At 59.3% G+C, this 26,055-nt stretch carries 26 protein-coding genes; 13 read left to right on the plus strand and 13 right to left on the minus strand.

Annotation, left to right across the window (positions count from 1 at the left end):
• Positions 1-88 precede the first annotated feature (88 nt).
• Positions 89-1,177 carry an NADH:flavin oxidoreductase/NADH oxidase gene (locus AKL27_RS15010; RefSeq protein ID WP_050463661.1) on the minus strand — a complete coding sequence of 363 codons (1,089 nt, stop codon included), beginning with the start codon at positions 1,175-1,177 and terminating at the stop codon, positions 89-91.
• 92 nt (positions 1,178-1,269) lie between these two features.
• On the opposite strand from AKL27_RS15010, the gene AKL27_RS15015 reads away from it, so the two are divergent.
• Positions 1,270-1,584 carry an ArsR/SmtB family transcription factor gene (locus AKL27_RS15015; RefSeq protein WP_050463662.1) on the plus strand — a complete coding sequence of 105 codons (315 nt, stop codon included), beginning with the start codon at positions 1,270-1,272 and terminating at the stop codon, positions 1,582-1,584.
• A 5-nt stretch (positions 1,585-1,589) separates the two neighbouring features.
• Here AKL27_RS15015 and AKL27_RS15020 read toward each other — a convergent pair whose 3' ends face one another.
• Entirely contained in the window at positions 1,590-2,045 is a 456-nt protein-coding gene (locus tag AKL27_RS15020) for a GNAT family N-acetyltransferase (RefSeq protein WP_050463663.1), read from the minus strand.
• Positions 2,046-2,170: 125 nt separating this feature from the next.
• Complete coding sequence (gene clpP / locus AKL27_RS15025) at positions 2,171-2,788, minus strand: ATP-dependent Clp endopeptidase proteolytic subunit ClpP (RefSeq protein WP_050463664.1); 618 nt, start codon at positions 2,786-2,788, stop codon at positions 2,171-2,173.
• A 205-nt stretch (positions 2,789-2,993) separates the two neighbouring features.
• Here clpP and AKL27_RS15030 point away from each other — a divergent pair, with 205 nt between their 5' ends.
• Complete coding sequence (locus tag AKL27_RS15030; protein WP_050463665.1) at positions 2,994-3,869, plus strand: sigma-70 family RNA polymerase sigma factor; 876 nt, start codon at positions 2,994-2,996, stop codon at positions 3,867-3,869.
• Between the two features lie 45 nt (positions 3,870-3,914).
• Here AKL27_RS15030 and AKL27_RS15035 read toward each other — a convergent pair whose 3' ends face one another.
• Positions 3,915-4,817, minus strand: a complete 903-nt coding sequence (locus AKL27_RS15035; protein WP_050463666.1) for a PhzF family isomerase — start codon at positions 4,815-4,817, stop codon at positions 3,915-3,917.
• Between the two features lie 94 nt (positions 4,818-4,911).
• Between AKL27_RS15035 and AKL27_RS15040 the strand changes: the two genes are divergently transcribed.
• The 3 genes from AKL27_RS15040 to AKL27_RS15050 all read left to right on the plus strand — a co-directional run bounded on the left by AKL27_RS15040 (position 4,912) and on the right by AKL27_RS15050 (position 7,832).
• A complete protein-coding gene (locus tag AKL27_RS15040; RefSeq protein WP_050463667.1) occupies positions 4,912-5,808 on the plus strand; it encodes a LysR family transcriptional regulator in 897 nt (298 codons plus the stop codon).
• A 434-nt stretch (positions 5,809-6,242) separates the two neighbouring features.
• Positions 6,243-7,115 (plus strand): hypothetical protein, encoded by an 873-nt coding sequence (locus AKL27_RS15045; protein WP_050463668.1) that lies wholly within the window; start codon positions 6,243-6,245, stop codon positions 7,113-7,115.
• Positions 7,116-7,184: 69 nt separating this feature from the next.
• Complete coding sequence (locus tag AKL27_RS15050; protein ID WP_083439069.1) at positions 7,185-7,832, plus strand: N-acetyltransferase; 648 nt, start codon at positions 7,185-7,187, stop codon at positions 7,830-7,832.
• Between the two features lie 85 nt (positions 7,833-7,917).
• Here the strand turns inward: AKL27_RS15050 and AKL27_RS15055 are convergent, their stop codons facing one another.
• Complete coding sequence (locus AKL27_RS15055) at positions 7,918-9,099, minus strand: extracellular catalytic domain type 1 short-chain-length polyhydroxyalkanoate depolymerase (RefSeq protein WP_050463669.1); 1,182 nt, start codon at positions 9,097-9,099, stop codon at positions 7,918-7,920.
• Between the two features lie 28 nt (positions 9,100-9,127).
• A complete protein-coding gene (locus AKL27_RS15060) occupies positions 9,128-9,541 on the minus strand; it encodes a CopG family transcriptional regulator (protein WP_050463670.1) in 414 nt (137 codons plus the stop codon).
• A 332-nt stretch (positions 9,542-9,873) separates the two neighbouring features.
• On the opposite strand from AKL27_RS15060, the gene AKL27_RS15065 reads away from it, so the two are divergent.
• Together AKL27_RS15065 and AKL27_RS15070 are read left to right on the plus strand one after the other, a co-directional pair.
• The gene (locus tag AKL27_RS15065) at positions 9,874-10,308 is read left to right on the plus strand and encodes a MarR family winged helix-turn-helix transcriptional regulator (protein ID WP_050463671.1); all 435 of its coding nucleotides are present in this window, start codon (positions 9,874-9,876) and stop codon (positions 10,306-10,308) included.
• On the plus strand, positions 10,305-11,861 hold the full coding sequence (locus tag AKL27_RS15070) for an MDR family MFS transporter (RefSeq protein ID WP_050463672.1): 1,557 nt from the start codon (positions 10,305-10,307) through the stop codon (positions 11,859-11,861). Before AKL27_RS15065 ends, AKL27_RS15070 begins: the two co-directional genes overlap by 4 nt.
• A 13-nt stretch (positions 11,862-11,874) precedes the next feature.
• Here AKL27_RS15070 and AKL27_RS28455 read toward each other — a convergent pair whose 3' ends face one another.
• Positions 11,875-12,345: an aconitase family protein gene (locus AKL27_RS28455; protein WP_232311000.1), complete on the minus strand. Its 471-nt coding sequence runs from the start codon at positions 12,343-12,345 to the stop codon at positions 11,875-11,877.
• A 188-nt stretch (positions 12,346-12,533) separates the two neighbouring features.
• Between AKL27_RS28455 and AKL27_RS15080 the strand changes: the two genes are divergently transcribed.
• The gene (locus AKL27_RS15080; protein WP_050463674.1) at positions 12,534-12,788 is read left to right on the plus strand and encodes a hypothetical protein; all 255 of its coding nucleotides are present in this window, start codon (positions 12,534-12,536) and stop codon (positions 12,786-12,788) included.
• A 150-nt stretch (positions 12,789-12,938) separates the two neighbouring features.
• Here AKL27_RS15080 and AKL27_RS28165 read toward each other — a convergent pair whose 3' ends face one another.
• Positions 12,939-13,115: a hypothetical protein gene (locus AKL27_RS28165; protein ID WP_198155980.1), complete on the minus strand. Its 177-nt coding sequence runs from the start codon at positions 13,113-13,115 to the stop codon at positions 12,939-12,941.
• Between the two features lie 382 nt (positions 13,116-13,497).
• On the opposite strand from AKL27_RS28165, the gene AKL27_RS15085 reads away from it, so the two are divergent.
• The 4 genes from AKL27_RS15085 (at position 13,498) to AKL27_RS15100 (ending at position 17,444) form a co-directional block, all read left to right on the plus strand.
• Positions 13,498-14,148, plus strand: a complete 651-nt coding sequence (locus tag AKL27_RS15085) for a DUF1120 domain-containing protein (protein ID WP_050463675.1) — start codon at positions 13,498-13,500, stop codon at positions 14,146-14,148.
• Between the two features lie 217 nt (positions 14,149-14,365).
• Positions 14,366-15,865: a SulP family inorganic anion transporter gene (locus AKL27_RS15090; RefSeq protein ID WP_050463676.1), complete on the plus strand. Its 1,500-nt coding sequence runs from the start codon at positions 14,366-14,368 to the stop codon at positions 15,863-15,865.
• Between the two features lie 234 nt (positions 15,866-16,099).
• Positions 16,100-16,717 (plus strand): DUF1120 domain-containing protein, encoded by a 618-nt coding sequence (locus AKL27_RS15095; RefSeq protein ID WP_050463677.1) that lies wholly within the window; start codon positions 16,100-16,102, stop codon positions 16,715-16,717.
• A gap of 22 nt (positions 16,718-16,739) precedes the next feature.
• Positions 16,740-17,444 (plus strand): DUF1120 domain-containing protein, encoded by a 705-nt coding sequence (locus AKL27_RS15100; protein WP_157056936.1) that lies wholly within the window; start codon positions 16,740-16,742, stop codon positions 17,442-17,444.
• Positions 17,445-17,477: 33 nt separating this feature from the next.
• On the opposite strand, the gene AKL27_RS15105 is transcribed toward AKL27_RS15100, so the two are convergent.
• From AKL27_RS15105 to AKL27_RS15115, 3 genes are read right to left on the minus strand one after another with little or no spacing between them, the layout of a single operon-like run.
• On the minus strand, positions 17,478-18,101 hold the full coding sequence (locus AKL27_RS15105) for a DUF1120 domain-containing protein (protein WP_157056937.1): 624 nt from the start codon (positions 18,099-18,101) through the stop codon (positions 17,478-17,480).
• A complete protein-coding gene (locus tag AKL27_RS15110; protein WP_232311001.1) occupies positions 18,091-20,670 on the minus strand; it encodes a fimbria/pilus outer membrane usher protein in 2,580 nt (859 codons plus the stop codon). The genes AKL27_RS15105 and AKL27_RS15110 overlap by 11 nt, the downstream gene beginning before the upstream one ends.
• Before the next feature lie 35 nt (positions 20,671-20,705).
• Entirely contained in the window at positions 20,706-21,422 is a 717-nt protein-coding gene (locus tag AKL27_RS15115) for a fimbria/pilus chaperone family protein (RefSeq protein ID WP_083439071.1), read from the minus strand.
• Between the two features lie 38 nt (positions 21,423-21,460).
• On the opposite strand from AKL27_RS15115, the gene AKL27_RS27775 reads away from it, so the two are divergent.
• Positions 21,461-21,712 carry a hypothetical protein gene (locus AKL27_RS27775; RefSeq protein WP_157056938.1) on the plus strand — a complete coding sequence of 84 codons (252 nt, stop codon included), beginning with the start codon at positions 21,461-21,463 and terminating at the stop codon, positions 21,710-21,712.
• A 100-nt stretch (positions 21,713-21,812) separates the two neighbouring features.
• Here AKL27_RS27775 and AKL27_RS15120 read toward each other — a convergent pair whose 3' ends face one another.
• On the minus strand, positions 21,813-24,932 hold the full coding sequence (locus tag AKL27_RS15120; protein ID WP_050463680.1) for a bifunctional diguanylate cyclase/phosphodiesterase: 3,120 nt from the start codon (positions 24,930-24,932) through the stop codon (positions 21,813-21,815).
• The gene (locus AKL27_RS15125; protein ID WP_050463731.1) at positions 24,929-25,684 is read right to left on the minus strand and encodes a substrate-binding periplasmic protein; all 756 of its coding nucleotides are present in this window, start codon (positions 25,682-25,684) and stop codon (positions 24,929-24,931) included. The genes AKL27_RS15120 and AKL27_RS15125 overlap by 4 nt, the downstream gene beginning before the upstream one ends.
• Between the last annotated feature and the right edge of the window lie 371 nt (positions 25,685-26,055).

The raw sequence follows: 26,055 nt of genomic DNA on the forward strand, positions 1-26,055 counted from the left end.
CACCAAATCGCACCGGGACGGATTGCATTATCGGTCCCGGCGCTGCCGGCAAGCAACCTGTTGCGAGTGCCTGCGATGACGATTGCTATCAGTAACGCTCAAGCCAGTGCGCGTAGGGAGCCGGCATGGTCCACGATGCACGCTCGACACCCAATTCCCGGGCGGCGAAGTAACTCCAGTGCGGATTGGACAGATGCGCCTTGCCTACCATGACCACATCCAGTTGCTGATCGCTGACGACCTGCTCGGCGATTGCCGGCGTGCCGAAACCCCATGCGGATGATACCGGCACGTCGGCTTCGCGGCGTACCCGTTCAGCGATCGGGCCAAGGAAGGCCGGGCCCCATGGAATCGCTGTCTTGGGAATCGTGAAACCGACGCTGACGCTGATCATGTCCATGCCGGCGGCCTTGAAACCGCGTACCAGACCAATCGATTCCAGCAGTGTCTGCTCGTCGCGGCCGTCGTACTCGATCACGCCAAAGCGCACCGTCAGCGGCAGATGTTCGGGCCACACCGCACGCACCGCCTGCAAGGTTTCCAACAGGAAACGGCTGCGGTTTTCCAGACTGCCTCCGTACATGTCGTCGCGCTGGTTGGAATGGGCGGAAAAGAAACTCTGTGCCAGATAGCCATGGGCGAAATGCAATTCCAGCCATTCGAAGCCAGCTTCGCTGGCACGACGGGCGGCATCGACGAAGTTTTGCCGCACGCGGGCGATATCGTCCAGCGTCATCGCCTCGGGCTGCTTCGGCAAACCGGCACCGTAAGCAATTGCCGACGGCGCAATGGTTTGCCAGCCGCGCGCATCACCGGCTGCAATATGGTCATCACCTTCCCATGGCAGATTGGCGCTGGCCTTGCGGCCGGCATGCGCGATCTGGATTCCCGGCACCGCCCCGGCAGCTTTGATCGCCTGGACCACAGGCACGAATGCTTGCGCCTGGGCATCATTCCAGATTCCGGTACATCCCGGTGTGATGCGTCCTTCAGGTGCCACGGCAGTCGCTTCGACGATGACCAGGCCGGCACCGCCGCGCGCCATGCTGGCGTAGTGCGACAAATGCCAGTCGTTGGGCAGGCCGTCGACGGCCATGTATTGGCACATCGGCGGGACCGCGATGCGGTTGCGCAGTGTGACTTCTTTCAGTTTGAATGGTTGGAACAGAGCGGACATGAGGGACCTTTTGCAGATGAAGGGAGTTATTCGTTAGTTCGAATATATTCGAACAATGGGACGAGTATAACCCAAGGTGTATGATGCTGCTCATGCGCCCCTATAAACACCCTGCTGCCAGTGAATTGGCCCTCGAACGCGTCCTGTATGCCCTGAGCGACTCGATCCGGCTCGATATCGTGCGCCATCTGGCACGCGTAGAAGCCGCCAGTTGCGGCGAACTGGACGGCGGCCGGCCGAAGTCCACCGTGTCCCATCATTTCAAGGTATTGCGTGAATCGGGACTGGTGTTAACCGAAAATACCGGCACCATCCATATGAACACCCTGCGCCGGGCCGACATCGAAAGCCGCTTTCCCGGTTTGCTGGCCGCGATACTGGCGCAGCAGGCACCGGCCGCGGGCTGAGCGGTTCAGCCCAGCGTCAGTGCAAGAATTTCATCGCCGCCGGCCTCGAGCGCGCCGGTCGATGTCCAGCCCAGGTGCCGGTAGAAACCATAGGAGCGTGCCTGCGGGTCGGTCGAACAGCCGAGGAACAGCGATGTGAAACCACGCGTCCTGAAATCGTCGACTACCAGTTGCAGCAATGCCTTGCCGGCGCCAGCTCCTTCATGCGCAGGCAGCATCGCCAGCACGATGATTTCACCGCTGTCGCGCTCACCAAAGCAATAGCCGGCCATCTGGCCAGCGGCGAGCGCGACGTATCCCGGAAAACTGCCGTCCCGAATGCCCTCGGCCCAGGATTCGACCGTGATTCCCAGTTCCTGCAGCGCCTCTGCCGAAAACGCGTTTTCCCGGGTACGGCCTCTTATATCAATGCACATGGCGGCGTCTTCCGGCACGGCCTTGCGGTAAATCAGATTGATCATGAAGTCAGTTTGAATTTATGAATCATTGGTGTCGTGCCGGGCCAGCATTGTCTGCAAGCCCAACGCCTCTGCCCGCACGGCAATTGCGCATTATCGCCGGTTTGCCTCGCCGGCGGCCGCCGCACTCAATCTTCACGCATCTTGCGTGACACTACTTCATCGATCAATCCGTATTCTTTTGCGCCTTGCGCCGACATGAAATTGTCGCGCTCCGAGTCTTTCGCGATCTGCTCTATCGGCTGACCGGAGCACTCGGCGAGAATCCCGTTCAAGCGTTCGCGCAGGTACAGGATTTCGCGCGCCTGAATCTCGACATCGGCTGCCGTGCCTTGCGAACCACCCGACGGCTGGTGAATCATGATGCGCGCATTCGGCAACGCCGAGCGCTTGCCAATGGCTCCTGCGGCCAGCAGAAAAGATCCCATGCTGGCGGCGAAGCCGGTGCACAAGGTGGCGACCTGCGGCCGGATGAATTGCATGGTGTCGTAAATGGCGAGGCCGGCATATACCGAGCCGCCCGGCGAATTGATGTAAAGCGAGATATCCTTGTCAGGATTTTCGGATTCCAGAAACAACAGCTGCGCCACAATCAGATTCGCTGACTGGTCAGTGACCGGCCCCACCAGAAAGATGATGCGTTCGCGCAGCAACCGCGAGTAAATGTCGTAAGCGCGCTCGGAGCGGCCGGATTGCTCGACCACGGTCGGAATCAGATCCAGCGCGCGGGGGTTGAATATATTCATGTCGGTATCCTTTTATCTGATGGCATAGTCAGGACTTGACGCCGGGTGCGGTCCGCTTGTGACATCGGAAAAATATTTTTCGTGTTCTGTCACATTTGCCATTGCGCAAACGTCAGGCACAAAGGCGACCGGCACTTGAGCGGTCGCACCAGACTATTCGCATCAGGGACTGAACGCCGGATCGCGGCAGACAAGGAGAGCAATAATGACAACCACACCCACCGCCGCCACCGCGCTGTTCGAGGCCTCGCGACGTCGCCTGGTATCGATTGCCTATCGCATGCTGGGCAGTGTGTCGGAAGCCGAAGATGTGGTGCAGGAAACCTGGATGCGCTGGCATGCAACCGATTGCCGGCAATTGCAGACACCGGTTGCATGGCTGACCACGGTAGCCACACGCTTGTCGATAGACCGCTTGCGGCAACTGCAACGCGAGCGTCTGGTGGAGAATACGCATTGGTTGCCCGAACCGTGGCTGGATGACTGCGCGCCTTCGGCAGAGGATACGGTGTCGCGACTGTCCGATCTCTCTTACGGCGTGTTGTTATTGCTGGAGCGGCTGAATCCGGATGAACGGGCGGCGTTGCTGCTGCATGAAGTGTTCGATTGCCAATACGAAGAAATCGCGCGCACGCTCGACAAAACGCCGGCGCATTGCCGGCAACTGGTCCGGCGCGGCAAGGAGCGGGTGCAATCCGGCCCTGCCCGTCGCATCACCGGTGAACAAGTGTGTGAACGTCTGGTGCAGGATTTTTTGTGCGCAATACGCAGCCAGGACAAACCGGCGATGCTGCGCTTGCTGGCGGCGGATGCCATGGTCATTGGCGACGGCGGCCGCCGCAGCGCACCGGTCGCCGGCCTCGGCGTCACGCAAGCAGCCGGCCGCTTTATCGATACCATCGCTGCGCTGGATCTGTCGGCAATAACGGTGACTACTGCAAGCATCAATGGCGGCTGGGGCGCCACCCTGGCATGGCGCGGCCAAATTGTGCTGACACTGAGCTTCGAAATCGACAACGCACAAATCAGTACTCTCTATGCCGTTGCCAGACCATGCCGATCCGTGCCTGCATTCGCATAGACACGCTTGCTCTCAGGCCGCAGCGCAAACTGTCAGCAACAATCGTTATCGGTTCAACACGGCAGAAAACAGAATACAGGCATCACCGGCAATCGATACTGTTGCCGGCGCATGATTGTCGATCCCGACTGCAACATGCACGACGCCATCGCGCCGCAGTGCCCGCCCCTGACGGCCTTCAAAGCGCAAGTTGCGACCATCGTGCGGCAGCAAGCGATGACGAACCAGATAGGCACCGAGCGGGCCGTTGGCATTACCGGTTACCGGATCTTCCGCGATGCCGATTGCCGGTGCAAACATGCGCCCGTCCGTGACGGCGACACCAGCAACCGGCTGTTGAAATACAAAGTAACCATTACAGCCAATTTCGTGACTCAGGCGAATCAGCGCCGACATATCCGGCCGCAATCCATCCAGAGCAACTTCTGGTTTCAGCGGCACCATCACTTTGCTGTGGCCGGTCGATACCACCTGTAACGGCAATGCATCAGGAATGTCGGTGTGGACGAGACCGAGCGCTGCAATGATGCGCTCACGCAACGCACCGTGAAACGGCGTTTCAAAAACCGGCCGTCCCTGATGCATCAGAATGCGCAACCTGTCTTCATCATTGCGCATTATCTGCACGACTTGAATGCCGGCACCGGTTTTCTGGCGCAAGCGCTGGTCGTCGAGCTGCAGGGTAACGGCGCGGGCGAAGTGGGCGGCAATGGTGGCATGTCCGCACAGCGGCACTTCGGTGGTTGGTGTGAAATAGCGTATGCGGAGATCATGGTCGGCAGCATCGGCGCGCAGCACGAAAGCGGTTTCCGAATGTTTTAGTTCGCGCGCCAGATCTTGCATGTCATTCGCCGACATGCCATCGGCATCGAGCACGACGCCCGCCGGATTGCCGCGAAACCGCGTGCGCGTAAAGGCATCCACATGGAACAGTGTCGGTGCAGTCATGGCGTCATCCCAATGGTTGAGGTAAGGCAGTCTGGCAGAGCAGATGCTTGGATGATCGGAATGAATGCACTACACTCATTCTCTGGAGGAATGAATGAACGATCTGCCATTTGAACTGATACACGCGTTTGTGCGCGTCGCTGCGCACCAGAGTTTTGCGCGCGCCGCGCAAGATTTACGGGTCACGCCGTCGGCCGTGAGCCGCCAGATCAAGCTGCTTGAGCATACCCTTGGCGTGCAATTGTTTTTTCGCACTACCCGCACCATGTCGCTCACGCAAGCCGGGACAAGCTATCTCGCGGCGGCCCGCGAAGCCTTCAATCGCCTCGAAGTCGCAGGTCAGGAACTGGGGCGCATGCGCGATGAAATACGCGGCGAGTTGCGCATCAGCACGCCGGTGTCGTTCGGCCGGCGCTACATCGCACCGGCCTTGCCGCGGTTCATGGAGCAGCATCCGAACTTGTCGCTGGATTTAATGATGACCGACGATTTCGTCGATCTGGCCGAAGCTGGCATTGATCTCGCGATTCGCGTTGGCAAGCTGGAAGACTCGGCCTTGCGCGCACGCAAACTGGCGTCCAATCGCCGGATTCTGGTGGCCAGTCCCGATTACATCGCGCGGCGCGGCTCACCCAAAAAGCTGGATGAACTGAAACAGCATAGTTGCATTGTCCTCACCGTCAATCGCGACGGCGAACAATGGCGCTTTGCCAATCCCGGGGAAAAGGACTTTTCCGTCAAACCCAAAGGTATGCTGCGCGCCAATAACGGCGATGCGGTGCTGGAGTTCGCGAAAGCCGGCAGTGGAATTGCGTTCATGTCTTCCGTGATGGTGCGTGATGCACTGGAAGAAAAATCGCTGGTGCGCCTGCTTCCCCGACACGCTGGTGCCGATGCCGGGGTCCACGCCGTATTCCTGACCGACCCGCAATTCAATCCCAAGGTGCGCGCATTGATTGATTTCCTGGTCGCATTGCTCAAGCCATTGTGAACCACTCCTTCGCCGTGGCCGCTCAGGTTTGACCACTCCCCGCAGATCGCCTACACTTACGCCCATGTCAATCCACGTTCCCTCCTTTGCCACTGCAGCAACCGGACTGTCCACTGCGACCGTTCTGTTTTCGCACGTGCTCAGGTTGATGGGCGCTGAGCACGCCCTCCAGCCGGCAGCAGATTCCTGAGCCCGGCGATATCCTTTTTTCCATTAGCGCAATTCACTTATCGCCGGGCTTAAGCCAGGCGCGATAGTGGCCGACTCCCTGCGGGTGATGGCTGCGCTTCGGGATTTTTCATGCATTCAATCATTTGCGGCAAGCACAGTCTTGCCGGGCACGGGCACGTCCGAGCATCCGCTTTCGGCCACCGCCACACGGCGCTGCCCGCTGACAACAATCAATCGGGTTTGGTTGCCGGCGCGAGGTCCTCATGGACCTGACCAAAAGTTTCGTCAAGGACAAGCGTCCGTGCGCCGATGGCTTCCGCTGGTTTCTGCGACACCACGCCGACGGCAGCGATTATCAACCGCTGCTCGACGCCCTGGTGAGTGCCGGCCGGGTCGATGACGCCTGCTGGTTGCTGACCCAGTTCGGTCCTACCGATGGCGTCTTGCGTGTCGACGCCATTGATGCCGAAGCAATCGTGTTTGCCGGCACGCTGGAGGTGCAGGGCAATATCGAAGTCGCTTCGATAGTCAGAGCCGGACGCGCCATCCATGCCGGTGGCGGCATACGCGCCGGGCAATCGATCATTGCCGGCGAAGAGATCAGGGCCGGCGGCAATATCCGTTGCGATGGCACGCTGGAAGCCGGCGGCGATATCAAGGTCGGCTGGGGTATCGAAGTACAAGACGCGATTCGCGGCGGCGGTGATTTGCGCAGCGAATGGGACCTGTTGTGCGGCGGCGCGCTGACGCTGGCGGGCAATGCCTTCGTCGGACAAGAGATAACGGTCAAGGGTGCTCTGCGATGTGACAAGAGTATCCGTGCCGGTGCCTCGATCACCGGCCACGATGACATCCGTGCCGGCAACGGTATCGAATCGGGCGCCGAGATTTTTTGCGAAAAGCATCTGGAAGCAAATTGGGGCATCAAGGCGCAGCAGACGATTGTCGCCAACGGCGCCATCAAGGCTGGTGAAAGCATTCAGACACAGGAAGAAATCCACGCCGGAGAAGGTTATGGCGTCTATGCCGGATTGATCGTTCAGTTTGATGCCTGGGAAGCCAGTGCCCAGGTGTACGCGCGCGCCAAACCCGAACGTCTGATGAGCGGCTGGTGGGGTGGTGCCTGCCTGGCCTGATGGCGGTATTTCCGCCGCATGCCGCTTGCCATTCCTGAACCCTCACTGTTTGCTATTTGTCCGGAGCTGATGATGTACCCAAGCCTGATCAATCCCTTCACTTTCCCGCCATGGCTGCTGCGCATTCTCGAACTGCGCATTGATGTCCAACTGCCGCAGCCTGATCTGGAACGAGAACTCGATACCCTCAATCGCCGGCTGCGGCAGCCCGGCGATATCTTGTATGACCTGCCTTTGCTGGATATCGATTTGCCCGGGCTGGTATTTCGTTACCGCGAAGCGGACGGCGAACACTATATCTATGTCGAAGATCTGCAACGCCAATGTCTGGCCGGCTACACCGTCTTCAATCGCCTGATTGAACTGAACCGGCGCCAAGACCGTTACCTGCGCGCACCGCATTCCAAATATGATCCGGCGTATCAGCGGCGCGGCATCGCCAGCGCCATCTATCGCTGGTGGCTGGATGCCGGCAACTGCCTGCTCAGCGGTGCCCGCCAGTCACCCGCCGCCCACGCCTTATGGCAGTCACTGAGTCAACGCTACGCATTGATCTACGTCGATTTGCGCGACAAGACCTTGTCCTATCTGGGACCGGAAGTCAGCAACCAGACCCGCGAAGAGCTGCATACCCGCATGATCCTTGCCGGGAAAAACTGGGATACCGGCCGGCTGGTTGAAAGCACGGGCATGATCATGCCATTCGATTTGCCGTGAGCGAATCGGAACGCAGACGGACGCCGGCCAGGTGCACGCGCGTCCGTTGTCCGTGATGCGATCGTTTGCCGCCGCAATCCCGGGACTATTTTCCGGCCGCCCTCTGCGTGCTGAAAAACCGCAGCATTTCCCGCGAAGCATCCGGCCCTTTGGCGTCAGTCCAAGACCCCTTTGCACTGCCGCCGGCCCATGCATGTCCGGCGCCATGAATCAGCCAATGTTCGGCCAGCACCGGCCGGCCATCCGCATGCAGCGAGGTGCGCGAAAATCCGTGGCCGCTGTCGGCTTTCCCTTCTTCAATGACGGTCGTCACGACGTCGGACACACCATTTTCTTCGCCGCTGTGCTGAAAGTCGGCAACGAAGTCATCGATGACCCGGGAGCCATTGGCCGGGCTGACCGTGGTATCACGATCACCATGGAACACGATGACCGGGATCGCTTGCAATGCCGCATTCGGATTCCGTCTGCCGGCATCCGGCCGGCGCGCAGCACCGCGCATGGCGCTCAATGCCGACGACAGGTCGCTGGCCGCAGCATAAGGCAGACCGGAGTGCACCCCCACTGCGCGATACAGATCGGGATAGGTACTGCCCATGATCACCGCCATCGCGCCGCCGGCCGACAAACCGGCAACAAACACGGCATCGCGGTCGAGTCCGTATTGGTCGATCACTTCATTGGTGATGCCGGCAATCAGCGAAGGCTCGCCTTGCCCGCGCGTCTGATCGATGGCCTTGAACCAGTTCCAGCATTTTGACGTATTGGCGGCGCTGTCCTGCGTCGGATACACCACCAGAAAACCCTGTTCTTCAGCCAGCAGGTTCATTTGCGTGCCGCGCGCGAAATCGTCGGCATCCTGGGTGCAGCCATGCAACATGACCATCAGCGGCATGGCCTGACCCTGATAACTGGCGGGGATGTATACCTTGTAACGACGGCTGCCGGCGGCGTTGCCATAAGTACCGGCAACAAATCTGCCTTGCGTGTCCGTCTCCGGTGCATCCATCTGGTCCGCAGCAGATGCCGGTGTGCCGGGATCTTTGTATGTCACGCCGAGCCGCGACAACAACTCGCTGACGAAGGCCGGTTGCGCCATGGCGCTGCTTGCGCCAGCGGATGCGGCCTTGCTGTTGCCGGGTGATCCGGTCAAGCCGGCCGCACCCAGTGCATCCTGAATGGCTTGCGTCGCTTTGCCGGCGCCATCCGAACCGAGCTGGCGGGTAATTTCCGCCATGCGTGCCTGTAAATCATCGAACCTGGACATGAATTTCCTTTGATTGAATAGCTGCTCGCTAATGGATGCGGCCGGCCAGCGCCGCTTTTACTGCTGCACTGGCGTGAAAGGCGCCGAGCACCGTGACTGAATCGATCACTGCCGCCGCCAGTTCCGGGGTGACGTCAGCGGCAATCGTGGCCAGGCCGACCACCTGAATCTGCAGCCGCTCACCGTTGACTTGCAGCGCTTCCAGTTGCTGCCGCGAATAGGTTTCCAGCCCCAGCGCCAGACTCTTGCGGATGATGACGTGCTTGACCACTTCGGCATGAATCGCCAGTTGATTGCGAATCGCGGTGCGAATCAGATCGGTGCGGTTGGCATAGAAACCTTCCTGCACCAGCAAATCGATTTGCCCGAGATCTACCACGCCGAGGTTGATCGTGATCTTTTCGCTGTCGCCGACACGCGGTTTGAGTTCAGTTACTGACATGCCCTGTTTTCCCTTGCTGCGCACAATGTCATCCCCTTGATGACATCCACATACCATCTATATAGATGGTATGTGGAGTATATACAGAGAATTGCAAGAGCGTCCGCCATTTATTGCTGCACCACCGAATGCCCTGAGGAAATTATCGTTTCAGCATCATCACGCAACCAAAATCTTTCTGTTCCGGCTCGCATCCAGACCCACCTCGCAGCCGCCAATCCCGCTACCCTGCTCGCTTTCAGCAGTGGCAAGCAACTCACTCCCGGCTTGTATGTGGCAAATACCCATGCTACCTTATAGTTAGCCATCTAACTAATTTCAGAGCAGCCATCTTGCCTTCCATCGAAGAACGTTTCTCCCTGGCGCTGCACAATACAGCCCGCGCCTGGCGCCATGCATTGGATCGGCGCCTGAAAGACCTCGGCGTCGGCCAGGCTGGCTGGATGACCATCGCCATGATCGCCAAAGCCGAACAAGCGCTGTCGCAAACCCAACTGGCGGATCGGCTGGGGATTGAAAACCCGACCATGGTGGCGATGGTTGATCGCCTGGTGAAAGCAGGACTGGTGACGCGCGCACCGTCCACCACCGACCGCCGCGTCAAGCAAGTGCTGCTGACCGATGACGGCAAGAAACTGTATGGCCGGGTCAGAACGGAAGCCGATGCTTTCCGCACGGAATTGCTCAAGGATATCGATCCGGCCGCACTCGCTGCCATGACCCGCCTGCTGGAGACACTGCAAGGCGCAGCCGATGCCGCATCATGACTGCCAGCACCGCATTACCGGTTGAGAAAGACACGCTGAACCGCCGCATGATCACGATCTCGATCATGCTCGCCACCATCATGCAAACGCTGGACGGCACCATTGCCAACGTCGCCTTGCCGCATATGCAAGGCAGCCTGTCGGCATCGCAGGATCAGATCACCTGGGTATTGACTTCATTCATCGTCGCCGCCGCGATTGCCACGCCATTGACGGCCTGGTTCTCTGACCGCTTCGGTCAAAAGAATGTCTTGCTGGCTTCGATTGCCGGCTTCACCGTTGCCTCTGCCTTGTGCGGCCTCTCGACCTCGCTCAGCGCCATCGTCGGCGCACGTCTGCTGCAAGGCATTTCCGGCGCGGCGCTGGTGCCGCTGTCGCAATCGATCTTGCTCGATATCAATCCGCGCGAGAAGCATGGTTCTGCCATGGCGGTGTGGGGCATGGGCGTGATGGTCGGTCCGATTCTTGGTCCGACACTGGGTGGCTGGCTGACCGAAAGCCTGAACTGGCGCTGGGTGTTCTTCATCAATCTGCCGGTCGGTTTGCTGGCCTTTTACGGCGTCTGGAAAACCATCCGCAAATCGGCAGCACCGGGCACCATGTACTTTGACATGTTCGGCTTTGCCACCCTCAGCATTGCCATCGGCGCGATGCAGATGCTGCTGGATCGCGGTGAACAGAATGACTGGTTTTCCTCGACCGAAACCTGGATCGAAGCCATCACGCTCGGCGTCAGCCTGAGTTACTTCATCGTGCATACGGCGGCGCAACCGGTCAACCGGTCCTTCTTCGATTACCGTCTGTTGAAAAATTCCAACTACATCACCGGCCTGCTGTTCATCTTCATTGTCGGCGTGGTGTTGTTCGCCACCCGTGCGCTGACGCCGACCATGCTGCAAGGCTTGATGAATTATCCGGCGGCACTGGCCGGGATGGTGACCGCGCCGAGCGGACTCGGCACCATGATGGCCATGCTGATCGTCGGCAAGCTGATTGGCCGCGTTGATTTGCGACTATTGCTGGCGACCGGCTTTTCGATCACCGCCTTTTCGCTGTGGCAAATGTCCGGCTATACGCTGGGCATCCAGCAAAGCCAGATCGTCTGGCCCGGCCTGGTGCAAGGAATCGGCCTCGGACTGGTATTCGTCCCGCTGAGCGCCGCCACCTTCGCCACCCTGTCGCCTGAAATGCGGGCGCAGGGCACGGCCATCTATAGTCTGGTGCGCAACATCGGCAGCAGCATCGGCATCGCGCTGGTACAAACGATGTTGACGCGCAACACGCAAATCGTCCATTCAACGCTGGTGCAACATATCACTTATGCATCACCGGCGATGCAGGACAGCGCCGTGACCCAGAGTTTCAATCTGGCGACTGCGGCCGGCTGGGCCGCGCTCAATGCCGAGATCACCCGACAGGCAGCGATGGTCGCCTACGTCAATGATTTCTGGCTGATGATGCTGATGACGCTGGCGGTGATTCCGCTGCTGCTGTTCATCCGGCCGCCCAGGAAAAATACGCCGCTGGAAATCGATCATGCCGCCATGGAGTAGGCGGCCGCAAGCATCACATGCGGATCGCGGATTTCAACCATGGCCGTTGTGCGAAACGACGTTGTTCGAAGGCCTTGATTTCCACGCTGTGCGCCAGCGTCAGCCCGATGTCGTCCCAACCTTCCAGCAAACAGGTTTTGGTGAACGCTGAGATCGCAAACTCCTGACGCCAGCCGTCGTCATCGCTGATGGTTTGCTGTTGCAGATCGACATGCAGACAATAACCCGGCACTTGCTCCGCTTTGCGGAACAGGTAGCCGATTGCCGCATCACCGAGCGCCACCGGCAACAGGCCATAGCGGTCATCATTCATCGCCAGATGCATCGAGCAACCCGGCTCGCGCCAACTGAAACCAGCATCGCGGAAAATCCGGTCGAGTCCTTCCCGTTCTGCCTGTTCCTTGACCGGGCCGGAACCCGGCACCACCAATGCCAGCCTGACCGAAGCCGCTACCGGACGTCCCGATATGCGATGCCGGTTCAACAACTTTCTTCCGGCCGGATTCGTCCCGCTTCCTCGCCAACAGCGGAGAAGCGACCGCGGGCGGCGCTGTTCCTACGCCGTAATCAGCATTCGTCCGACCACGCCGTGAGGCGGAGCGGCATACACTATGCCCAGCCGCTGCCACATGGCGCCGCCACTTTTTCTGCTTCCGCTCTATAAGGCTTCGTATGGATGCTCACGCCAATGAACAACAAGCACGCCAGCAATACGCTGACGAACTCCGGCAGCGTTATCGCGATTTGCGGCGCTGGGCAGTAGAACACTGGCCGAATACCGCGCAACCGCTGACGGCCGCCGACTTCATTGCGACCGACCGCGAACTGCAATTGCTGCTGGGCGCCAGATTGCATCTTGGACAGCAAGGCAGCAATCCGCCGGCGCACGCCGACTATGAGCAAGTCACGCCGATGCCATGGCCCTGAACATCAAGCGGTGATGATCGCAATGCCCGTCATGCGTCGGCGCCCGACGTGAGGCATGCATCGGGGCAGGCGTAAACGCAAGACACCGCCCGGGAGGCGGTGTCGTTGTGTCAGGGAGCAATTCCCTGTGCCGGTGTGGTGACGGCTTGCTTACTTCGTATTCTTGTGGCTTTGCTGGCCGGCCTTGACTGGTTGTTCATGGCTGCCACTGCGGGCACCCGCCGACTGTTGTGGTGTGGACGAACCGGAGCTTGCGTTCTTGTGACTTTGCTGACCGGCTTTGACCTGTTGATCGTGGTTGCCACCGCGGGTATTTTCACTAGACATGAATTTCTCCTTGCGTTGATGCGCACCTGAATTGATGCGACGGAACCCAGTGTAGTGATCTCGCACCGGCATCGTTAGCGGCGTCCTTCTCTATCGTGCGTAGGCAAGCACTGTCGGAAATGTCAGCGCCTCTTGTATGCGCCGGTCCGCAAGCCGTCATCCGTACTTGTGCGAGCGTCGTTCGACCGGCATTGATACCCGGCACTATTATCATCTGCAGGTCACATCTGTTCTCGTCAGTCCCTCCACTACCGGCGGCTTTTGAGAATTTTCTTACAGCCCTGTCAATCGCAGACCACGACAATGACAGTACCGATTTCTCACACAAACCCTTTGGTGCAACGGCATGCAGACCTGAGCACGTCGCGCGCAGAGAGCAACGATGAAAAAGCCGATTACCCTGACGATTCTGGCTGCCGCCGCACTGACCAGCGTGCCGGCCTGCGCCGGCAATATGGTCGAACTCAAAATCATCGGCAGCATCCGGCCGACTGCCTGTACTCCCAGTCTCGGCGCCGACGGCGTGGCCGACTACGGGACCATCGCCGCCGGTTCGCTGGTGCGCGGCAGTTACACCAGACTGCCACGCAAGGAAATGTCATTCACGATCGTATGCGATGCCGCCGCCAACATGGCGCTCAAGACCATCGATAACCGCTCGGCCTCGGTCGTGAGCGGCGTCGCCGGTGCCGGCGTTCCCGATGCGTTGGTCTATGGGCTTGGCAGTGTGGCCAACAGCAATGTCGGCGGCTACCGGCTGTTCATTCCGCAAGCCACGGTCATGGCTGACAGCATGCCGGTGATGCAGATCTTTTCAGCCAACGGCGGCAACTGGAGCAGCACCGGCGACGGCATGCTCGGTAAAGACCGGATTCTGTCATGGGCCGCCAGCGGTACCAACACACCTGCCGCCTTCCGTACCGTGCAGGGTGTCATCGCGGTCGAACCTTATCTGAACAAGCCGGAAAATTTGCCGCTGTCGCACAGCGTGCCGCTGGATGGTTCGGTCACGCTGGAAGTGGTGTATCTGTAGCGACGCCCGCCGCAGACCGCGGCGGCCACCGGGGTCCGGTGCCTGATGTTGTAAAATGTCGGCCTGCTGCGACCGGCATTTGCCGGTCGGCATCCCCTTATTCCCTCGCCTGCACCGCCCTGTCTGTCCGGACCATGTGTTGCCGCCGCGTGCCCCGGCATGCCGCGTCAACTTGCCGCTACAGCTAAGGTTGCACGCGTCAGACGACAGATAAAAAATGCATCCTGTTCCTCAACGCCAGCCAATTGCGGACATCCGCAGCAATGTATTGGCGGGTCTCACCTCCTCTTTTGCGCTGGTGCCGGAATGCATCGCGTTTGCCTTGGTGGCCCAATTGAATCCGCTGATGGGACTCTATGGCGCCTTCATCATCTGCACCATCACTGCCTTGTTCGGCGGCCGGCCCGGCATGATTTCCGGCGCTGCCGGTTCGATGGCCGTCGTCATCGTCGCACTGGTAGTGCAGCACGGCGTCCAGTATCTGCTGGCAACCGTGATACTGAGCGGCGTGCTGATGCTCCTGTTCGGCGCATTGCGACTTGGCAAACTGATTCGCATGGTGCCGCATCCGGTCATGCTTGGATTCGTCAACGGCCTGGCAATCGTGATCGCGATGGCACAACTGGAACACTTCAAACAAACCACCGCGCACGGTCAGCAATGGTTGCAAGGCACGGCACTGCTGGTGATGTGCGCGCTGGTCGGGCTGACCATGCTGATCGTCTGGTTGCTGCCGCGTCTGACCAAAGCAGTGCCACCGGCACTGGTCGCGATTGCCGGCGTCGGCTTGCTCACGCAACTGCTGCATTTGCCGACCCGCTCGCTGGGCGACATGGCCCACATCGCCGGCGGCCTGCCGCAACTGCAACTGCCGCACATCCCGCTCAACATGGAAACCCTGCGAATCATCTTTCCCTACGCGATACTGATGGCGCTTGTCGGTTTGCTGGAAACCTTGCTGACCTTCAACCTCACCGACGAGATCACTGAAACGCAAGGACAACCCAATCGGGAATGTCTGGCGCTGGGCGCGGCCAATGTGGTTTCAGGTTTGTTTGGCGGTATGGGCGGTTGCGCCATGATCGGTCAAACCATGATCAATCTCAGTTCCGGCGGCAGGTCGCGGCTGTCCGGCATCACCAGCGGCATCATGATTCTGCTGTTCATTCTGTTCCTGTCGCCATGGATCGAACGCATTCCGCTGGCGGCGCTGGCCGGCGTGATGCTGGTGGTGGCGCAGCAAACCTTCGCCTGGGGTTCGCTGCGGGTATTGGGAAAAGTACCGCGCCACGACGCCCTGGTGATCATCGCCGTCACCGTGATTACCGTCTTTACCGACCTCGCCGTGGCGGTGCTGTGCGGTATCGTTATCGCCGCGCTCAATTTCGCCTGGCAGCATGCGCTGGAAATCCGCACGGAAGTCGATCTCAGTCATCCCGGCCGCAAAACCTATATTCCGCATGGCACCTTGTTCTTTGCCGCTACCACCCGCTTCCTCGACTTGTTTGAACCGGTACAGGATCCGGCGCTGGTCTTTCTCGATTGCCGTCATCTGCACCTGGCCGATCATTCCGCCATCGCGGCGCTGGAAAGTCTGGCGGAGCGTTATAAAAAAGCCGGCAAGCAATTGCAGATCGGCCACTTATCAACCCGCAATCAAGCCATGCTGCAACGGATCGGCATGACGTGGAACACGGATATCAAAACCTCGCAATAAACCTGTCGCGGCATTGCCGGATGCAAGCCTCCTGACGACTCTTTGCGTCGCTCATTGGCCGGCGTTCGGCACGCCCGTACCCGGATGAAATTTATTCTCTTCTGCCACTTTTCAAATTCCGAATCCCCTTTACAATGAATTCGGCAATCCCGGCATCACGATTGCACCCGCACTTTTTGTCCTGACAAAAATACCGATTCCGATGGGGGAATGATGACGAGAACGAAGTTCAGTATGAACTTGCTGTTTCTGTTACCGACTCTCTGCAGCGCCGCCGGAACGGCCGAACTGAGAGTCGTCGGCACGATCCTCCCCGATGCCTGCACGCCGACATTTTCCAATGCCGGCGTGGTGCAATACGAGGCCCTGTCCGAGGCTGACCAGCGTCAGGGCGAATTCACCATTCTCGACAAAAAGTCACTCACGCTGTCGGTATCCTGCGTGCACTCGACCCGTCTGACCATCAAGCTGGTCGACAACCGCATCCATCACTTTCCGACTCACCTGCTGGCCGTCGCCGATGCCGCTGCGCCCAACCAATACCAGTTCGGGATAAAAGACGCGGCCGGAGCACACGCCGGCGGCTATCTCATCTCGCTCGGGCCACACCATCGTGACAGCATGCCGCTGCTCGAATCGACAGCGGACAACCACGCCGCAAGCTGGGCCGCAACCGATTACCATGCGCTGCGCAAGGACGCTTATTACACGTGGGGGATGGCGGCCCGGAATATGCCGGGGCGGGTACTGGAGACGCACACCACATTCCATATCCAGCCAGTCGTCGGCGGCACGGCGGCAGCGCCGCACTCATCTGATGGCTCGGCTACGTTCGAGCTGAATTATCTTTGAATGGAAAAGCACCGGAGTCATCGTGAAACATTCAACGCATTTGCAACCGTCTCTTCCGATCCGCTTTCCCAGACTGCTGGCGGCGTGCACATTCGGATTCTGCCTCGCCATCCCGGCCCGGGCCGCTACCAAGGCAGACATGGAAGTCATCGCCACCATCACACCGGTGGCCTGCACCCCGACCTTGTCCGGCAATGGTGTCGCCGACTACGGCGCCATGCCGGCCAGCATTCTCACACCCCGCAGCATCACGCCACTGTCGCCGAAATCTCTGACACTGACGATAAGCTGTGACGCCGGTGTCAAACTGGGGCTGCGCATCATCGACAACCGACGCGATTCGATCGTGGCCGGCATCGTTGCCGCCGGCTCCGGCAACAGCATGCTCAACGACCATTTCAATTTTGGCCTGGGCATTGCCGCCGGCAAGAACATCGGCGGTTATGCCATTACGCTGGACCCGCATTCCTATACCGGCGATTATCAGCAGGCACAATTGCTGTCCTCCGCCGATGGTGGCGTCACCTGGCAACAGGCGAGCAACGGGGCGGTTGCCAAAGGCCGCACGTTTTCCTGGGGCGCGCGTCACAGCGCCGCCCCCTCGGCGTTCAGGAATATTGCAGGAACGGTGAACGTGCATCCTTACCTCAACCGGCCGGAGGCGTTGTCGTTGTCGCAGGAAATTCAGCTCGATGGTGCGGCGACGCTGGAGTTGTCTTACCTTTGACGGCAGGCAACCACCTGCGCCGCAACGACGATGTCAGTGTTCGATCAACTCAAAACTGCCATTGCCACGCCAGAGCGTCTGGTCTGCAACCCGGCTGCCGGCAGCAGAAACCAAGGCTTCGATTTCCACGTTCATGGAAAAATTGCTGCCCTTGACCGGTCTCTCATCGCTCACCGGCACCGCGCCGTCGTTCGGCAACAATGCCATCGCCGCACTCATGATTTCGGGCTGTTGCCCGGCCACTTTCACCTTGCCCAGATTTACCGCCTTGCCATCCAGTTGCGCGCCCGACAATTGCAGCGTGAAGCTGCCGCCATTGCCAAACCGGTAGCTGGCACCATCGGCTGCTGCGCCGCGAAAAAACAGCGTGATCAATGCCGGCTGGCGACAGGTTGCGGTCAAGGTCATGCTTTGCTTGCCGAGCGAAAAGGTGGAGGGTGATGCCTGGCGTTCCAACAATTCGGCGCGCGTCATCTGGCCATAATCGATGGTCCGGTTACTGATCTGCAACTGACAATTACCGGCCGCCAGCGCCATGCCCTGCCACACCATTGCGGTCAGCACGCCGCACATCATCCGGCCCGCGCGTTGCAGCCGGCGCTGGGGTCTTGCAGGACGCAGTCGTCCCGCCATGCAAGCGGCTGATTCATGAGTCATGTTTTTTCATATCTTTACTGTGTACCTGCAGGGATGGCCAGCAAACCGCATCTGCCGCCTCGAAAAACATATCCGGATTGGGGTTGGCCGGGATCGCGAAATACAGGGTGCATGACTTGCCGTCTTCCAGACTGACATGCAGTTCGGAATCCGGCACGCCATTGATCAGGAATATCTGTCCGCCATCGACCACGGTAGTGATGAATTGCTTGTCTGCATCCAGCACAAACGCGCCTTTGGGCACCTCTCTGCCATCCGTCAGCGTCGCATTCAGCAAAATGCGACGCACGGTGACCACATCGAAATGGATGAAATTGACCGATCCGCGTCCGGCATCAACGATCTTGAATCCGTTCTTGATATCGACGTTGCGCGGCAGACTCTTGGTGGCAATCTCGACCCGGCTGCTGAGGTAGGGCGGCAATTGCGAAATCACCGCCTGGCCCCAGGGATCGGTCCAGACCGGACCGTTTGGCGTACTGACCTTGACGCCCGCGACATTGCCCACGGATAGCACGCCAAAAGTATCTTGCACCGGGTAAGGCGACAAGGTCAGTCCCTGCTGATGCAGAACGATGCCGCCGCGCACCCCGCCGCTATAGGAAGTGCTGCCGTTGCCGCTGCGGGCATAGCCGAAGTTGGTTTGGGCGTAGCGCGGCAATATCGAGAGTTGCCCCGACCAATCGGTTTCCCTGGTTTGCGTGCTGCGATCGGCGGACACCGAATAACCCGCATAGTCGTTCACTTGTTCATTGAGCGAGGCGCCAAACCTGGCGCTGCCACTGCCATTGTTGACATACGACCGCACGCTGCGTTTGCCCAGCGGCACGCTCAGTGTCAGATAAAACGTATTGGCACCGGCAGTGCCGCTGCCACCGCCCATTGCATGTTCGACGTTCAATGACAGCGTACCGAAGCCAAACGTATTCCCCCACGAACCGATCATGCGCTGGGTGCCGGCGCCACTGAATTGTGTCGAGCGCGACCAGGAAACGTTGAGGCCGCCGAACCTGACATCCGACCATCCCAGCGAGGCCGTGTACTGTGCACGGTAGCGGGCATTGCTCCACTCGGTGCGATTGCGCACATCCAGCGTGGTGTCGCCGGGATCGCGATAACCCGGCGTCTGCAGCATGGCCGATGCGCCGGCAAACAGGCCGGCGTCCAAAATGCTGCTCCCCGACAAACTCAATTGCGTGCCGCGCGCACCTTCACGCATGGCATTGGAGAGACGTTGTTGCACGCTGAGACTGGTATTGGACAGTACCCGCGTGTCCATGCCCCAACTGACAGCCTGATAAGAGGCTGCACTCATGATGCCGGCACTCAGATTGCTGTCCTTACCCAGCCGCCAGCCACCGCTGCCGGTCACGATCCATGGCTGGCGTGCATTACTGTTGCCGAGACTGCGCAATTTTCCGACTGCCAGCGAATAACCGCGCTGGCTGCCCAGCAAGCCGTTATGCAGCGATGCCGCCGGCACCGTGAAACGGCGCTGAGCACCGTTGGCTTCGGTCACGCTCACCTCCAGATCGCTGACGCCGCTGAGCAACGGCAAATCCGTCAACGCAAACGGCCCGCCCGGCACTGCGGTGGAGTAAATCAGTGCGCCGCTCTGACGTACTTCCACGCGCGCCTGCGACTGCGCAATGCCTTCCACCATCACATTGTTTTTATCGCTGTTCTGCAACGCAGATTCGGGCATCCATTGCATGCCGGTGATGGCGCCACCGAATGCCGAATTGGCGATATTGATCTGACCAGCCTGAACAATCGTTTTGTAGTCGACCAGCGTCCGCTGTCCGTAAGCAAACAAATGCTGACGCTGCGATTTGCCATCCTGGGCCGAATACACTTCCCGGGTCCGCACGATCCAGTCATCCAGATTGAAACCTAGTTCGGCATTGGCGCTGATGAAGCGACCGGAGCCACCGCTGTAACGGTTGTTCAGGCCCAGCACATCGTAGTTCAGAATGATTGCCTTGCCGCCGCTGCTGAAACCGGAAAAATCATGTTCGGCAGGACGCAACGCGGCGGTCGGCACCAGCAATCCGATTTCTTCCTTGCCCGGCCGCAGTTCAATCACGGTTTGCGGATACGCGCTCTTGTAGTCGTAACACAGCGGCGGTGCCGCCGCTTTTTGCGCCGCGCCATCTTTTTTGCCGGACTGCTCCGCAGCGAGCGTCTGCTCTGGAATCCGCAAGCCGCCTTGGTCCAGCAGATCCTTATCGAAACACAATTCGCCTTTATCGTTGAAACGCACATCCAACCGGCCGCGCCGCTGACCATTGACCAACAGCGAAACCGTGCTGAGGCCCGGTCGGAACCGTGGCGCTTCGCGGAAATATTCGGCAATCTGGGGGTCGATGCCGCGCTCTTTCAAGATATCGAGATCGAAATCGGCAGCCGCTTTTTTTTCAAATGGCGATGCCGGTGCAGATACCGGAGCGGCTGCCGGCTCGGCCGCCTGCAACGACGAACACAAGCCACCCGCCAGCACCGACGACAGCAACATGCATTGCTGCAGCCACGCCGAGCGCACGCAGCGGCACTGCGGCGGCGTTGTCATCGATGTTCCCCCGGCGTCTCAGGACAACCAGGGACTCAGCGTTTGACCGCATTCAACGGCGCATCAAAACTGTCTACCGAAAAACCATAGACGGTGGCCGGTGACAGCCTGACCGTGACCGGCACTGCGGAGCCTGACAATTTCGCTTCAGCGACGATGTGCTCGCCCGGCAACAGATAGGTCCGGCCCAGATCGACATCGACATGATTCGGCAGCAGCGCCACCGCTTGTGCCAGACGCACGACATAAGGACTGTCATTTTTGACGGTCAGTTTGCCGTCCTGCAACGACCATGTCAGCAATTTCCATGGCTCGCGATTCATTTCCAGGCCTTTCGGATGGATGATGACCGGCAGGTTTTGCCGCACATTCATGGTGACCTTGACGCCGCCTTCTGCCGATTTTTGCGGTATGCCTTCAAACGTCACCCGTTTCAGGCGCTGGGTCTTGAGCGGCTCTTTGGTTTGCAGAATGAAACGCACGAGCTGGGTCTCATCCGGATCCACCCGCGCCACCGGTGGTGTCACCACCAGCAAGCTTTCCCTGTCTTCCGGCAGGTTCTGCAAGGAGGTGTAGAGCAAGGTCGGCGTGGCATCGGTGTTCTTCACGTTCATGCTGGCTTCGCCATCGGCTTCATTGACGATCACCACCGAAGTTTCCGGCAACATGCCGCTGGCATGCGCAATCCCGCCGCCCGTCGCCATGCCCAGAAAAAATACCGACTTCAACATATTCTTGCTTGCGAAAGACATGAATCCCCCAGTTGCGCTGTTGCGTCATGCACCGACGAATGCGCATCATTGTGTCGATTTGGAAAATCGTCGTACACAAGAAAAGTCTCAAAATATCGAATCGCGACCAGACACGAACGTTGAAAAATGATCAGGAAAATGCAGACATTCCGAGATGCGATGCGGTTGCCGGCTCCGGTGCTGCGGCTAACCTGGTCGCATGGATTGCTGATGGATGCTGCGCGCCTTGCCATCTCTGTATTTTTGATTTGTCGTTGACACACCATCCTGCAGGCGCAGCCGGCCAGTGACCATGATCACGCGGCTGGCATTGCGGACGAATCGTGTTGAACCGGCCCGGATGGCGCTGTCAGCCATCGGTGGAATTATTTTCTTTTGACAACCACTGCGTTATTGCGCCAACTCGGCTTCAATCTGCGGATCAAAGCGCGCGGCAAATTCCTCGAAGCCGGCCAGCGGTACCGGACGACAGAAAAAATATCCCTGATAGGCATGGCAGCCTGCCGCCGCCAGGAAGTCACGCTGCGCGGCGGTTTCGACACCCTCCGCAATCACCCCCAGTCCCAGGCTTTGCGCCAGCGCGACAATCGTGGTCGCAATCGATGCATCATTGGGATCGATCAACACGTCGCGCACGAATGACTGGTCAATTTTCAACTGGTCAAGCGGCAAACGCTTGAGATAGGACAGTGATGAATAGCCGATGCCAAAATCATCCAGTGAAAAGACCACGCCGCACGCCTTGAGCGCATGCATCTTGCTGATGATGTCTTCGACGTTGTCCACCAGCATGCTTTCTGTCAGTTCCAGCTTCAGACGTTCCGGATTGGCGCCGGTTTTACGGATGATATCCAGCACCGTATCGACGAAATCGGCTTCCCGGAATTGCTGCGCGCTGACATTGACGGCAATCGTCAGATGCGCGGTCTCTGGCCGTCGCGCCCAGTTGGCCAGTTGCGCACAGGCGGTTTCCAGTACCCAGCAACCCAACGGCAGAATCAGACCGGTTTCTTCGGCCAGCGGAATGAATGCCGCCGGCGATACCATGCCGCGCTCCGGATGTTGCCAGCGCACCAGCACTTCGGCCCCGGTCACGCGGCCGTCGTCGAGCACCTGCGCCTGATAGTGCAGCAACAGTTCCCGGTCTTCGATTGCCTTGCGCAAGCCGGCTTCCAGCGCTACCCGTTCCAGCACCACCGCCTGCATCGCAGGATCGAAGAAACGCAGGGCATTGCGGCCGCTTTCCTTCGACTTGTACATGGCGAGATCAGCCTGCTTCAACAATTCATCGATGGATGCCTGTCGCCCGCTGAATACCGTGGCGCCGATACTGGCAGTGGTACGGTATTCGATATCGTCCAATTGATAGGTATTGCCCAGCACCGCCAGAATCTTTTCGCCGACCGTGCGGGTCTGACTTGCCGCTTCCTGCGGATCGCGATGCAGGCTTTCCAGCACCACCACGAATTCATCGCCGCCCACCCGCGCCACGGTATCGTTGGCACGCACGCTGGCGGCCAGTCGCAACGCCACTTGTTTCAGCAACAGATCGCCCTTGTCATGTCCGAGGGTATCGTTGAGCGTCTTGAACTGATCAATATCGATGAACAGCAAGGCGCTGCAACTGCGGTTTCTGGTGCTGACCGCAATCGCCTGCTTCAGGCGATCCAGCAGCAAGGTCCGGTTCGGCAGACGCGTCAGGGCATCGAAGAAGGCCAGTTCCTTGATCTTTTCCTCAGCGATCTTGCGATCCGTGATGTCGTGATGGGTGCCGACGTAATTGACGACCACGCCCTCATCATTCTTGACGGCCGAGATCGTCAGCCAGATCGGATACACCTCGCCATTCTTGCGCCGGTCCCATATTTCGCCCTGCCATCCGCCGTCGCGCCGGATGATATCCCACATGTCGCGGAAGAAATTCGGTCCGTGGCGTTCCGACTTGAACAGGTGCGGCGCCTGCCCCACGACTTCCTCTGCGGTATAGCCGGTAATCGTGGTGTAGGCACGGTTGACGCGCAGGATATTGCAGTCGGCATCCGTCACCATCATGCCTTCCAGCGAATCAAAACCGACCGCGGCAATGCGCAGCTCGGCCTCTACCTGCTTGCGTTCGGTAATGTCACGGCCGCTGGTGCGGAAACCGGCGAAGATGCCATTGTTATCCGTAATCGGCACCCATGACACCGACAACCAGAACAGGGAACCATCCTTGCGTACACACCGGAATTCCAGATCATCGCCGCGTTCGCCCTGCAAGCCGCGCATCAGTTTGGGGCCGATGCGGCGCAAGTCGTCGGCATAAATCAGGGTGCGCGCCAGATCCGGCATCGACAAGCACTCTTCGACCGTATAACCGGTGTAGTCCTTGACCGAAGGATTGATCCAGCGCGGCTTGCCATCCGGCCCCCACCAGACTTCCCAGTTCACGGTGCAGTCGGCGATGGCGCGGAATTGTTCTTCGCTCTGGCGCAGCTCCTTGGTCATCTCTGCGGCCAGGCTGACGGCACGACTGCGGCTCGAAATCATGGCCCAGGCCAGCAGTGCCAGCAACAAACTCAGACCGATACCGGTCACGGCGATCAGGCTTTCCGCATTGCGCCTGAAATGCGCATCGAACGCATCCATCGTGCGCATCGACAAGGTCCAGTTATGGCCGCCTACCACCAGATACTCGGTGCCGGTAATGGCGTCTTCATTGCGCCGCAGGTCGGGGATCACGGATTGGTACAGCAATGCTGCCGGCGTCGGTTCGACGCCGTCGTAAATGGCGAACGCCAGGCCGAACGGCTGATCGCCATACAAACTGGCAATCACGTCATGCATGCGGAACGAGGCATGCACCCAGCCGATCAGATTGCTGCGGCGTTCATCGATGGTCGCTTGCGGCAGACCGTCGGCATAAATCGGCAGATACATGATGAAACTCGGATAGGAGTTCATGTCGCCGGTCAGCTTCAGTTCCACCTTGCCGGACACGGTCGGCATGCCCGAATCGCGGGCTTTTTCCATGGCCTTGCGGCGGGTCGGCTCGGACCAGTGGTCAAACCCGAACGGACTGCGATTGCGACCGATATACGGCTCGCGCTGCACAATCGGCGCGTAATCCTCGCGCGCGCCGTCCGGCATGATGCTGTAATCCGGAAAGCCCTGCTGGCGCATGGCGGCAATATGCGCATCCTTGCGCGCTGCCGGCACCCACTCGTCGATGCCGATGGCCTGGATGCCCGAAAAATTGGCGTCGAAGTTGAGCGCGGCGACATAGTCACGAAAGTTTTTGCGGCTGACCTCGCCGGTCGCGGCAAACAATCCCTGCACCCCGCGCAACATCTGCTCGTAGGCGGCCATGCGTTGCTCAACCCGGCCGGCCGCTTCGCGCAGCGCAAAGTCAAACTGCGATTTGGTTTCGTTGCGCACCACCTGCCGCTCATGCTCCCAGGCGGTCCAGGTAATGCTGAGTCCGGCGACCAGAATCAGCAGCGGCAATATGAAAAGGCGGCTTCGGCTCACGGATTGACCTGAAAATCGACCAGCGTGGCGGCCAGTTTGGGAGAGAAATATTTACTGAAAATGCGACGCACCGTACCGTCGGCCCGCATCTCATTGACCAGCGCCCGCCATTTTTCCTGTTCGGCGACCGACAATGCCTTCTTCGACATGATCAAACCATGTGGCACCGGCGGATCCGGGAATTCGATAATCGACGTCACGTCGCGGATTTCCCGCTGCTCCACTGCCGGGTAATCGAACGGTTCCATGATCATGCCCTGGATGCGGCCCAGCGTCAGCGCCTGATACAGGGGCGCCAGACCGCCGGCCTGACTGACCCGGTTGGCCGCAGCCAGACGGTCTACCAGGCGATTGGCCGAGGTGCTGTAGCGAAAACTGCGGATCACACCGAGCTGAAAGCGTTCGCTGTTCTCGAAATCGGCCAACTGCTGCATGCCGGCATCCTTGCGCACCAGTAAATAGTATTTATTGCTGAAGTACCACGCGAAAGACGCGAAGCGATTGCGTTCCGGACTGGCAATGCCCGACAGGCTGAAATCGAGCGCGCCCGATTCGATCAGTTGCCAGATGCGGGCGCGCGACATGAGACTGACCCCGACCTTGCAACCGCTGCGGCGAATCAGTTCCTCGGCGAAATCCTTGTCGATCCCGGAATCGGTGTCGGCCGAGTACAGCAGGCCGTGGTCATGCAATGCCAGCGTGAAAGTACGCGAACAGTCGGGGCTGGCCGCGACCGCCCGCAGGCTGCACATGACCAGCAGCAAGACACCGACACAACGGCCGATCACCGTGGCACCACAACTGTCAACATAACTGGATCCCTTACCCCGTTTTTGAAACCGTTTTTCGGACACCTTGCAGATCTGCTTGCGGATCCGGTTTCAGACCTTCTCACAGCTGTTCTTTTCACTTTTCCTGGCTGTTTTTTTCGAAATCCAACCACGACCGATTGCCACTTCTTGCGCTTTCCGGACGCCATTTTCACACGAAAAAATGGTGCCGGCCAGCAATTGATGGTATCCGGCAGCGGCGCAAACCGCAACCGCACAACACTCTGTCAATATTGCGTAAAGGCCGCCAAAACCAAGACAGGCAACGGATAGCAATAACACTTCCGAAATTG

It is taken from the genome of Herbaspirillum autotrophicum, assembly GCF_001189915.1.
In the GTDB taxonomy this organism is placed as follows: Bacteria; Pseudomonadota; Gammaproteobacteria; order Burkholderiales; family Burkholderiaceae_D; genus Herbaspirillum; species Herbaspirillum autotrophicum.

What these genes read in the sequence shown, in the direction of transcription:
- AKL27_RS15010 (WP_050463661.1), bottom strand. Translation starts at nt 1,177, where the DNA reads ATGTCCGCTCTGTTCCAACCATTCAAACTGAAAGAAGTCACACTGCGC.
- AKL27_RS15015 (WP_050463662.1), top strand. Translation starts at nt 1,270, where the DNA reads ATGCGCCCCTATAAACACCCTGCTGCCAGTGAATTGGCCCTCGAACGC.
- AKL27_RS15020 (WP_050463663.1), bottom strand. Translation starts at nt 2,045, where the DNA reads ATGATCAATCTGATTTACCGCAAGGCCGTGCCGGAAGACGCCGCCATG.
- clpP (WP_050463664.1), bottom strand. Translation starts at nt 2,788, where the DNA reads ATGAATATATTCAACCCCCGCGCGCTGGATCTGATTCCGACCGTGGTC.
- AKL27_RS15030 (WP_050463665.1), top strand. Translation starts at nt 2,994, where the DNA reads ATGACAACCACACCCACCGCCGCCACCGCGCTGTTCGAGGCCTCGCGA.
- AKL27_RS15035 (WP_050463666.1), bottom strand. Translation starts at nt 4,817, where the DNA reads ATGACTGCACCGACACTGTTCCATGTGGATGCCTTTACGCGCACGCGG.
- AKL27_RS15040 (WP_050463667.1), top strand. Translation starts at nt 4,912, where the DNA reads ATGAACGATCTGCCATTTGAACTGATACACGCGTTTGTGCGCGTCGCT.
- AKL27_RS15045 (WP_050463668.1), top strand. Translation starts at nt 6,243, where the DNA reads ATGGACCTGACCAAAAGTTTCGTCAAGGACAAGCGTCCGTGCGCCGAT.
- AKL27_RS15050 (WP_083439069.1), top strand. Translation starts at nt 7,185, where the DNA reads ATGATGTACCCAAGCCTGATCAATCCCTTCACTTTCCCGCCATGGCTG.
- AKL27_RS15055 (WP_050463669.1), bottom strand. Translation starts at nt 9,099, where the DNA reads ATGTCCAGGTTCGATGATTTACAGGCACGCATGGCGGAAATTACCCGC.
- AKL27_RS15060 (WP_050463670.1), bottom strand. Translation starts at nt 9,541, where the DNA reads ATGTCAGTAACTGAACTCAAACCGCGTGTCGGCGACAGCGAAAAGATC.
- AKL27_RS15070 (WP_050463672.1), top strand. Translation starts at nt 10,305, where the DNA reads ATGACTGCCAGCACCGCATTACCGGTTGAGAAAGACACGCTGAACCGC.
- AKL27_RS15080 (WP_050463674.1), top strand. Translation starts at nt 12,534, where the DNA reads ATGGATGCTCACGCCAATGAACAACAAGCACGCCAGCAATACGCTGAC.
- AKL27_RS28165 (WP_198155980.1), bottom strand. Translation starts at nt 13,115, where the DNA reads ATGTCTAGTGAAAATACCCGCGGTGGCAACCACGATCAACAGGTCAAA.
- AKL27_RS15085 (WP_050463675.1), top strand. Translation starts at nt 13,498, where the DNA reads ATGAAAAAGCCGATTACCCTGACGATTCTGGCTGCCGCCGCACTGACC.
- AKL27_RS15090 (WP_050463676.1), top strand. Translation starts at nt 14,366, where the DNA reads ATGCATCCTGTTCCTCAACGCCAGCCAATTGCGGACATCCGCAGCAAT.
- AKL27_RS15095 (WP_050463677.1), top strand. Translation starts at nt 16,100, where the DNA reads ATGAACTTGCTGTTTCTGTTACCGACTCTCTGCAGCGCCGCCGGAACG.
- AKL27_RS15105 (WP_157056937.1), bottom strand. Translation starts at nt 18,101, where the DNA reads ATGACTCATGAATCAGCCGCTTGCATGGCGGGACGACTGCGTCCTGCA.
- AKL27_RS15110 (WP_232311001.1), bottom strand. Translation starts at nt 20,670, where the DNA reads ATGACAACGCCGCCGCAGTGCCGCTGCGTGCGCTCGGCGTGGCTGCAG.
- AKL27_RS15115 (WP_083439071.1), bottom strand. Translation starts at nt 21,422, where the DNA reads ATGTCTTTCGCAAGCAAGAATATGTTGAAGTCGGTATTTTTTCTGGGC.
- AKL27_RS27775 (WP_157056938.1), top strand. Translation starts at nt 21,461, where the DNA reads ATGCGCATCATTGTGTCGATTTGGAAAATCGTCGTACACAAGAAAAGT.
- AKL27_RS15125 (WP_050463731.1), bottom strand. Translation starts at nt 25,684, where the DNA reads ATGTGCAGCCTGCGGGCGGTCGCGGCCAGCCCCGACTGTTCGCGTACT.